This is a genomic window from Polaromonas sp. P1_G4, from assembly GCF_056405475.1.
In genome coordinates this window covers 1-8,931 of sequence record NZ_JBFUCA010000138.1, presented here as the reverse complement: position 1 = coordinate 8,931, position 8,931 = coordinate 1, and the positions used below count along the sequence as shown (strand labels likewise).

Annotated in this window: 9 protein-coding genes; 5 read left to right on the top strand and 4 right to left on the bottom strand. The window is 63.9% G+C overall.

Annotated features, from left to right (window positions below):
* Together AC1D1X_RS09195 and AC1D1X_RS09190 are read left to right on the top strand one after the other, a co-directional pair.
* Positions 1-256: C40 family peptidase (locus tag AC1D1X_RS09195; protein ID WP_477698167.1), on the top strand; the 256-nt coding region annotated here is incomplete at its 5' end.
* Positions 257-279: 23 nt separating this feature from the next.
* Positions 280-678: a hypothetical protein gene (locus AC1D1X_RS09190; RefSeq protein WP_477671092.1), complete on the top strand. Its 399-nt coding sequence runs from the start codon at positions 280-282 to the stop codon at positions 676-678.
* Between the two features lie 43 nt (positions 679-721).
* On the opposite strand, the gene mltB is transcribed toward AC1D1X_RS09190, so the two are convergent.
* The 4 genes from mltB to AC1D1X_RS09170 form a co-directional block, all read right to left on the bottom strand.
* Complete coding sequence (mltB, locus tag AC1D1X_RS09185; protein ID WP_477671091.1) at positions 722-1,801, bottom strand: lytic murein transglycosylase B; 1,080 nt, start codon at positions 1,799-1,801, stop codon at positions 722-724.
* 50 nt (positions 1,802-1,851) lie between these two features.
* Positions 1,852-3,867 carry a transglutaminase TgpA family protein gene (locus AC1D1X_RS09180; RefSeq protein ID WP_477671090.1) on the bottom strand — a complete coding sequence of 672 codons (2,016 nt, stop codon included), beginning with the start codon at positions 3,865-3,867 and terminating at the stop codon, positions 1,852-1,854.
* Positions 3,868-3,994: 127 nt separating this feature from the next.
* Positions 3,995-5,095 carry a DUF58 domain-containing protein gene (locus tag AC1D1X_RS09175; protein WP_477671089.1) on the bottom strand — a complete coding sequence of 367 codons (1,101 nt, stop codon included), beginning with the start codon at positions 5,093-5,095 and terminating at the stop codon, positions 3,995-3,997.
* Between the two features lie 5 nt (positions 5,096-5,100).
* Positions 5,101-6,021, bottom strand: coding sequence for an AAA family ATPase (locus tag AC1D1X_RS09170; protein WP_457278892.1), 921 nt, complete (start codon positions 6,019-6,021; stop codon positions 5,101-5,103).
* Between the two features lie 41 nt (positions 6,022-6,062).
* Here AC1D1X_RS09170 and AC1D1X_RS09165 point away from each other — a divergent pair, with 41 nt between their 5' ends.
* The 3 genes from AC1D1X_RS09165 to AC1D1X_RS09155 form a co-directional block, all read left to right on the top strand.
* Positions 6,063-7,016 carry a histone deacetylase family protein gene (locus AC1D1X_RS09165; RefSeq protein ID WP_477671088.1) on the top strand — a complete coding sequence of 318 codons (954 nt, stop codon included), beginning with the start codon at positions 6,063-6,065 and terminating at the stop codon, positions 7,014-7,016.
* 7 nt (positions 7,017-7,023) lie between these two features.
* A complete protein-coding gene (locus AC1D1X_RS09160) occupies positions 7,024-7,830 on the top strand; it encodes an enoyl-CoA hydratase (RefSeq protein WP_477671087.1) in 807 nt (268 codons plus the stop codon).
* On the top strand, positions 7,809-8,931 hold a 1,123-nt coding region (locus AC1D1X_RS09155), incomplete at its 3' end, for a mechanosensitive ion channel family protein (RefSeq protein ID WP_477698166.1). The genes AC1D1X_RS09160 and AC1D1X_RS09155, both read left to right, overlap by 22 nt.

The window sequence follows — 8,931 nt, the reverse complement described above, 5'->3', positions numbered from 1 at the left end:
CCCTGGGACGGGGTCGGCATTGGCGCGTTCATGGCTGGACTGGGGCGAGCCGCTCAGCGCGCCTGTGCCCGGCTGCATCGCCGTGCTGTCGCGGGAAGATCCCGGCGGCTGGAAGGGCCACGTCGGCTTCGTTCTCCGGGTGGATGCGGAGTATGTGTATTTGTGGGGCGGCAACCAGCTTGACGAGGTGCGCGAGCATTTTTATCCGTTGGCGGCGGTGTTGAGCTATCGCTGGCCTTCGCAGAATACAGGCTGATGCCGGACCCGCAGGAACACGCTATGCCACAAGTTCTGCTCGAGGGGTATACGGTCGATGAGGTGCTGGACCTGCCGACCGATGAACTTCAGGCCATGGTGCTTCGCGATGAGCCGCTCGTGTTCAAGGCCGGCAGCGCCAACATGCTTGGGAAATTCAAGGTGCAGGGCGATACGCTGTTGATGGAGCTGGCGCATATTGATGGCGGAGGCGAGGGTGCTTTGCCCAGTCTGGCTGCCCTTGCAAGCCGCTTTGCAAAGCGCGAGGGCCTCGCTTTCGTGGAGTGGCGGGTCCATGCGGTTCATTGCGCCACGCCGAATCTCAAGCTGCGCCGGGTCCTCGAAAGAAAGGGTTTCGCTGTTCGTGAAATCTCAGGTGTCGGCGAGTGCTATTGGCTGCGCGTACCAGTCGCCGGAACTTAACCAGGGAGTTGCATTCGGATCCACGCCGGCAACCACCTCTGCCTCACTGTCTGACCCGCGCAGCCACTTCCCGCCCCAGCTCAATCACCGCCATCGCGTAATAGCTGCTCCAGTTGTAGCGGGTAATGGCGTAGAAGTTTTCGGTGCCCGCAACGTATTGCGGCGCGTCCTGGCCGTTGAGCAGCTCCACCAGCGCCAGCGGCCCGGTGTGTTGCAGCGCAGGGCCTTCCAGGACCGCGCCCTTGGCCGTGAAGCTCTCGATGCTGAATGTGGGCAGGATGTCCGGCGCCATCAGGGCGTCCATGTCGAGCCGGCTTTTGTCGAAGCTCACGGGGTAATGTGTGGGCATGCCCGGCTGCCAGTTGAAGGCCTTGAAGTAACTTGCGACCGAGCCGATCACGTCGGCGGGGCTGCCTGTCAGATCGATGCTGCCATCGCCGTCGAAGTCCACCGCATATTTGACCCGGCTGGAAGGCATGAACTGCGGCATACCCATGGCGCCCGCGAAGCTGCCGCGTGCGTCGAAGGGACTGGCCTCAAGCCGGTGTTGCAGGGTCAGGAATTGCTCGATTTCGCCCTTGAAGAATTCGCTGCGTTCTTTGGCGCGCGGGTGGTTCGCCGGGAAGTCGAAGGCCAGCGTGGTCAGGGCATCCATCACGCGAAAGCTGCCGGTGTCGCGGCCGTAGATGGTTTCCACGCCGATGATGCCGACGATGATTTCGGCGGGTACGCCGTATTCCTTTTCGGCACGCTCCAGTGTCTGCTGGTTTTCCTGCCAGAACCGTTTACCGGCCTCGATGCGCACCGGGTCGATGAAGCGGCTGCGGTAGACGCGCCAGTTTTTGACAAAGGTCTTGGCTGGCGGCTGCATCAGCCGCACCACGGTGGCGTTGTAACGCGACTGGCCGATCGCATCGCGCACCCAGTCGGGGTCCAGGTCGCGGCGTGCGGCCATGTCGTCGGCAAACTGCATGGCTTCGGGGCGGGTCGAATACAGCGGCCCTTGCGCCGGCGCCGATTTGGCGGCCACGCGTTTCTTGATGTTATTTCCCTCGCCAGACCAGGCTGATCCTGCGCAAGAAGCTATCAAAAAGAGAGCAAATCCGAAACGTTGAAGGCGCATGAAGGGGGTGATCGAATGACGAGGGGTGAGCGGAGAGGGCTGGACCGATTTTAAGCGGGCCAGGCGAGCCGGTCGAACTCCTGCCTGAGCGCATGAAGCTGCAGCGCCGCTTTACCGCCGCTTGCCGGTACGGCGGCGTAGCGCAGGTGCTCCAGGCGCATCAACCAGTCATGCAGGGCCTGACCTTGCTTGCCGTAGCGGCCCAGCACCTCCAGCGCCAGCTGGCGGGGCGAGGTGGCGGGCGTGCTGTGAAGGCCGGCCTTTTCCAGCCGCTTGCGTGTGCGGGCCAGCAGGCGCAGCCAGGGGTCGTGCTGCGCACGGTCCCACAGCGTCCAGGCCGCGCCGGCCAGGGCGGCCAGCACCACGATGCCGATCAGCACATAGCTCAAGTCTTCCCAGCTGGGGGACTCAAAGCCGATGTCTTTCAGCAAATTGAGTTGTTTGCCCTGGGTGTAGTTCAGCACCCACTGGTTCCAGCCGTTGTTCACGGCCTCCCAGGTGGCGCGCAGCTGCGCCGTCAGGGTCGGGCTGAAGTTGCCCAGGGCTTGTGCCACCACGCCTTGCGGTGCGGCCAGGCGCTGGAACGCCCCTGTGCGTCCCGGCGCCACTGCTGAGGTCGGGTCTACGCGCACCCAGCCTTCACCTGCCTGCCAGACTTCGGCCCAGGCATGCGCGTCGCTTTGCCGCACCATCCAGTAGCCGTCGACGCTGTTGAGCTCGCCGCCCTGGTAGCCGGTGACGATGCGCGCCGGAATGTCGAGGGCGCGCATCAGGATGACAAAGGCCGAGGCGATGTGTTCGCAAAAACCTTCCTTGCGGTCAAACCAGAATTCGTCGGCGGTGTGTTGCCCGTACACACCGGGCTCCAGCGTGTAAACGTAGCCCCCGGTGCGCAGCCGTTCCAGCGCAACTTGCACCAGCGTGCGGGTATTTGCCGCCGCATAACGCGGGTCGCGGCGAATCTCGGCTGCGAGCGCCAGCGTGCGGGGATTAAAGCCGGCCGGCAGCGCTACAAATTCCTGCAGGCCGATCACCTGCTGGCGCGGCCCATGCTTGAAGATCGGATAGCTCTGGGCCTTGTAGCGCACCAGATCGGTGACAGGCCGGTTGGTGAACCACTGGAGATCGGCCTCCATGGTATTGCGGTATCCGGGTAAGTCGGGGCTCTGCGGGGCCGCCTCCATCACGAAAATCCATGGTTGATTATTGGGGGCAAGAGTCACTTCATAGTTGACAGGCGCACCAGCCACTTCGAGGTTAGCAGGCAGGGCATAACGCGATGGCAGGAACGCGCGCAGCGGCTGCCAGTTGCGCCCATCGAAGTTTGAAAGCACAGGCCCCCTGAAGTACAGCTCTCGCTGGGGTGGTGGCTTGCCGCCCTCAAACCGGATGCGCATGGCCACGCTGTCGTCCAGTGCCAGGGTGGCGATAGTGCCCACCTGCATGCTGGGGCTCAGGCCGCTGCGGCCGGTCATGGCGTCGCTCGGTACTCCCCACAAAGGCGCCAGGCGCGGGAACAGCAAAAACAGCACCAGCATGATGGGCGCGCCCAACAGGGCCATCCATCCAGCTGTTTTGGCGGCTTGCAGCAGCGGCGGTTTGCCCACCGGCATGTGGGCATTGACCAGCACGGTCAGCAGCCCCATCAGCCCCAGCAGCATGCTGAAGGCGGTAAGCAGCGACTGCGAATAAAAGAAATTGCTCAGCATGCAGAAGAAGCCGAGAAAGAACACCACAAAGGCGTCGCGCCGGGCCCGCAGCTCCAGGGTCTTGAGCGTCAGCAACACCACCAGAAGAGTCACACCCGCATCGCGGCCGAGCAGGGTTCGGTGCGTCGTCAGCGTGGCGCCAATGGTCAGGGCCAGCAGGGCCAGCAGCCACCACTTGCCCGGCAGCGGCCGTGCCTGCACGGCCAGCCAGCCGCGCCACACCAGCACGGTATTGGCCAGTGCGCTGCACCACAGCGGCAGGTTGCCCACCTGCGGTAGCAGCACCCAGGCGATGACCAGCAACAGGAACAGGGTGTCGCGGGCGTCGCGGGGAAGGGTTTTGAGGCGGGTCAGCATTGTTGCTCCTGCTGACCGCCTTCGCGCTGTCTCGATTGCCGCGGGCTTTGCTGCGATTGCTGGCCGGGGGTTGCCCGGCTAGCAGTCCTAAGCAAATGGCACCCCAGTCGGACAAACCCAGAAACCATCAACATACCGCCAGCGCCTCCAGACAAAGCCGTTTATGCGCCTCCCCACTGGCAGGCTTGATCTCCAGCGAAGGCAACCTCAAGCCATAGTCCAGCGCAAGTTTGTCGGCCATCAACACCCAGGCACACAGCCGTGAAAGCTTTTGTTCAACACCGGCAGAGCCCGCATTCATGAAGTCCAGCCAGAGCTCATGCCGCTGGGCTTGCTGCGTGTCACGCACGACCAGGCCGTTGCCCTGTTCATCGGCCTTGGCTGCTTTTTTCCAGACGATCAGCTTCATGGGGTCGCCGCGGCGGTAACCGCGTACGCCGTCGAATTCACCCGTGCTCTGGGCCCGTGAGGCCGAGGCTGCGCCGCCGGAGCGGGGTTCGCCGGGCGGCAGCGGTGGCGGGTGGGCTTCGGGCTGCGGATAGACCAGGATCTGGGCAGCCGGGCGCCACACCGTCCAGACGCGAAAGGTGCCCAGCGGGTAACGGGTTTCAGCGGTCAGCGTCGGCAGCCGGTACAAGCCCCGCCGCGGCGGCGTGAAGGCCACCTGCACCACGCTGCTGCCCTGCGCGGGCACGTCGGTCCACACCCAGTGCTGCTCCCCGCCCTTTTTGGCGTCCTTTTTGGTGTCCACATCGTGTGGGTTCAGCACGCTCAGCCCGATGCCATGGCGCGCGGTACGCCTGGCGTTCATGAGTTTTACATCAAATGCGGCGGTAGCGCCCGCGTAGTGAGCGGGAGGCGCTACTAAATTCATAGTGAGTCCGCGCAGCGTGCCGTGGCAGACGTGCATGCCGACCAGAGCACTGCCGGCCAGCAGGAACGTCAGCAGGTAGCCCAGGTTGAGCTGGTAGTTGATGGAAGCCACCAGCAGCACCAGCAGCGTCACGCCCAGCATCAGGCCAGGCCGCGTGGGCAGGATGTACACGTTGCGCTGGGTCAGCGACACGCTGTCGGTGAACGGCAGCTTGCTTTGCCACCACTTCTGGAAGCGCCCGCGAATGAAGGCAAAAGGATTCCATTCGCGGGCCGCCGTGGAACCGGCTTTGCCGGGCCACTGGTGGCGCCCCCCGGGGGGGGAGGCGCCGGAGGCGCTTCGGGGGGTGTCCATCTTCTTCAGGGGAGGGGCACGGCGTCGAGCATGGCCCGCACCTGCTCCACAGGGCCGCGGCCGGCGTCGCTGACCGGAATGAGCCGGTGTGCGGCGGTTTGCGGCAGCACGGCAGCAATGTCGTCCGGCGCCACGTAGTCCCGCTTGCTCAGGAAGGCCTGTGCTTTGGCGGCCCGCATGATGGCAATGCCCGCGCGCGGGCTGAGGCCTTGCAGAAACCAGCGGCCTGAACGGGTCGCCGTGACCAGGTCCTGCAGGTAGTTCAGCAGCGGCTCCGACGCGTGAACCTGCGCCACCATCTGCTGCAGCTCCAGCAGGTCGTGCGGCGCCAGCAGGGCCGGCAGTTTTTCGAGCATGTCGCGGCGGTCGGCGCCCCGCAGCAATTCGCGTTCGGCGGCGCGGTCAGGGTAGCCCAGCGAAATCCGCATGTGAAAGCGATCCAGCTGGGACTCGGGCAGGGCGTAGGTGCCGAGCTGGTCGTGCGGATTCTGTGTGGCGATCACGAAAAACGGCAGGGGCAGGGGCCGGGTTTCGCCCTCGACCGTGACCTGCTTTTCCTCCATGGCTTCGAGCAGGGCGCTTTGGGTTTTCGGGCTGGCCCGGTTGATTTCATCGGCCAGCAGGACCTGCGCGAAAACCGGCCCGGGGTGAAACACAAAACTTTCTTTCTGGCGTTCGTAAATCGACACACCCGACAAATCGCTGGGCATCAGGTCGGCAGTGAACTGCACCCGCGAAAACTGCAGCCCGAATGAGCGTGACAGCGCATGGGCCAGCGTGGTTTTTCCGACGCCCGGAACGTCTTCAATCAGCAGGTGGCCGCCGGCCAGCAGGCAGGCCACGCAGTCCTGTACCTGCGCCGGTTTTCCGACGATGACCGTGTTAAGCTGATCAAGAAGTGCCTGGAGTTTTTCTGTGACTTTCATGGTGCCAACCATACCGTAATTTTTTACAAATTATTTCCCCCATGAACGCGACTGGTTATTTCACGCACGCAGATTGCCGCAAGCATGAGATGGGCCCCGGCCACCCGGAATGTCCGGAGCGGCTCGACGCCATTGACGACTGGTTGCTGGCGACCGGCGTCAAGGACGCCCTGGACGCGCGCGAGGCCCCCCTGGCAGCGCTGGGCGACATTGAGCTGGCGCACGACCGCATGATGGTGGCGGCGATCCGCGGCCTGAGCGACAGCCTGGTCGATGACATCAGGGCCGGCGGGCCGGCCTATGCGCAGATTGACCCCGATACCGCGCTCAATGCGCACACCTGGAACGCCGCCCTGCGTGCGACCGGCGCCGTGCTGGCGGCCACCGACGCCGTGATGTCCGGCGAGCTTGAGAACGCGTTTTGCGCGGTGCGCCCGCCGGGCCACCACGCCTGCCACAACCGGTCCATGGGATTTTGCGTTTTCAACAGCATCGCCGTTGCTGCCAAATATGCGCTGGAGCGCCACGGCCTCAAGCGCGTGGCGATTGTCGACTTCGACGTGCACCACGGCAACGGCACCGAGGACATCCTCAGCGGCGACGACCGTGTTCTGATGGTCAGCTTTTTCCAGCACCCGTTTTACCCTTATACCGGCACCGAAAACCACGCTGGCAACATGCTCAATCTGCCCGTGCCGGCCTATACCAAGGGCATGGCGGTGCGTGAGTTGATAGAAGCGGCGTGGATTCCGCGTCTGGAAGAATTCAAGCCCGAGATGATTTTCATCAGCGCCGGTTTTGATGCGCACCGCGACGACGACCTGGGCCAGATGGGACTGGTCGAGCAGGACTACGCCTGGATCACCCAGCGCCTGAAGGACGTCGCCAGGCGCCATTCGCAAGGCCGTATCGTCTCGTCGCTTGAAGGTGGCTACAACCTGAATGCGCTGGCGCGCAGCGTGGAAGCGCATATTCGCGTCCTGGCCGATTTGTAGGGCATTCATGAGTGCCGTATCTGCTGAGCTTTCGGCTCCCGTGCTTCACACGCATGACGCGCGCGGTGTCCACCGCCTGGTGCTGAACCGGGCGGCCACTTTTAATACGCTCAGTGAAGACGTGCTGTCTGCATTGCAGGCTGCGCTGGATTCGATCGCGGCCGACAGCTCGGCGCGAGCGGTGGTCATCTCCGCCGAGGGCAAGGCTTTTTGTGCCGGCCACAACCTCAAGGACATGCGGGCCCGGCCTGAGCTGGCCTATTACCAGAAACTCTTTGCGCAGTGCACACGCATGATGCTCAGCATCCAGAGGCTGCCGGTACCGGTGATTGCGCAAGTGCAGGGCCTGGCCACCGCGGCCGGGTGCCAGCTGGTGGCCCAATGTGATCTGGCGGTGGCCTCCAGCAATGCGACTTTTGGCGTGAATGGCATCGATGTGGGCCTCTTTTGCGCCACGCCCAGCGTGCCGCTGGTGCGCAACATGCCCGCCAAGCAGGCCATGGAAATGCTGATGACGGGAGACTTCATCACGGCCGACGAAGCGCGCGTGCGCGGGCTGGTCAACCGTGTCGTGCCGCTGGATTCGCTGGACGCCGAAGTCGAAAAACTCTTGCAGTCGCTCCTGTCCAAACCGCGCGAAGCACTCGCCATGGGCAAGGAGCTTTTTTACCAGCAACGTGAAACCGGCATCGAGGCCGCCTACCAATTGGCGGGCCAGTCCATGGCCTGCAACATGGCCCATGCCACGGCACAGGAAGGTGTGCAGGCCTTCATCGAAAAAAGGAAACCCCAATGGCCAGCGCCGGCGCCCTGACGACCCGTTCTGCTCCTCCCGTCCGCATTGATGCGCTGGATGACTGGTTTGCGGCACTGGCCCAGCCTACCGCCCTCACGGAGCTGGCCGCGCTGATTTCCTGCGCGTTGCTGGCCTGGCTGGTGGTGCGCATGGCGGGCCGCGCACGTATGGCGGTCGATGGGACTTCCATCCTTTTCGGGCGGCGCGTGATTGACGGCGTGCTGTTTCCGCTGCTGCTGCTTTTCTTTGCCAATGCGGTGCAGGTCCTTTTGGCGAGGACCTTTCCGTTGGCGGTATTCAAGGTAGCCATTCCCGTGCTGCTGTCGCTGGCGGTGATCCGCCTGGGGGTCAAGGTGCTGCAGGTGGCCTTCAAGGACGCACCGCTGGTGYGGGCCCTGGAGCGCACCATCTCCTGGCTGGCCTGGATCGCCATGGTGCTGTGGGTCAGCGGCTTCTTGCCTGTGATACTTGACGAGCTCGACGACATCAAGTGGAAGGTCGGCAACTCGACGTTGTCGGTGCGCACCATGCTTGAAGGCGCGGTGACAGCCGGTGTGGTGCTGCTGATCACCTTGTGGATATCTTCGGCCATCGAGGCGCGCCTGCTGCGTTCGGYCACCGGCAACGAGCTCTCCCTGCGCAAGGCTGTCAGCAATGCGGTGCGTGCCATGCTGATGTTTGTCGGCCTGATGCTGGCGCTGTCGTCGGTGGGCATTGACCTCAGGGCGTTGTCGGTGCTGGGCGGCGCGGTAGGCGTGGGTGTGGGCTTTGGCCTGCAGAAGCTGGCGGCCAACTACGTGAGCGGCTTTGTCATGCTGGCCGAGCGCAGTGTGCGCATCGGTGACAACGTGCGGGTGGACACCTTTGAAGGGCGCATTACCGATATCAATGCGCGCTACACCGTGGTGCGTGCACCGTCCGGGCGCGAATCCATCGTGCCCAACGAGATGTTCATCAGCAGCCGTGTTGAAAACCTCTCGCTCAGCGATACGCAGGTGCTGCAGTCCACCGTGGTGTCGGTGAGCTATGACAGCGACGTCGAGCTGGTGATGGGCCTGCTCAGTGAAGCCGCGCTCAAGCAGGACCGTGTGCTGCGCGACCCTGGCCCCAGCGTCAATC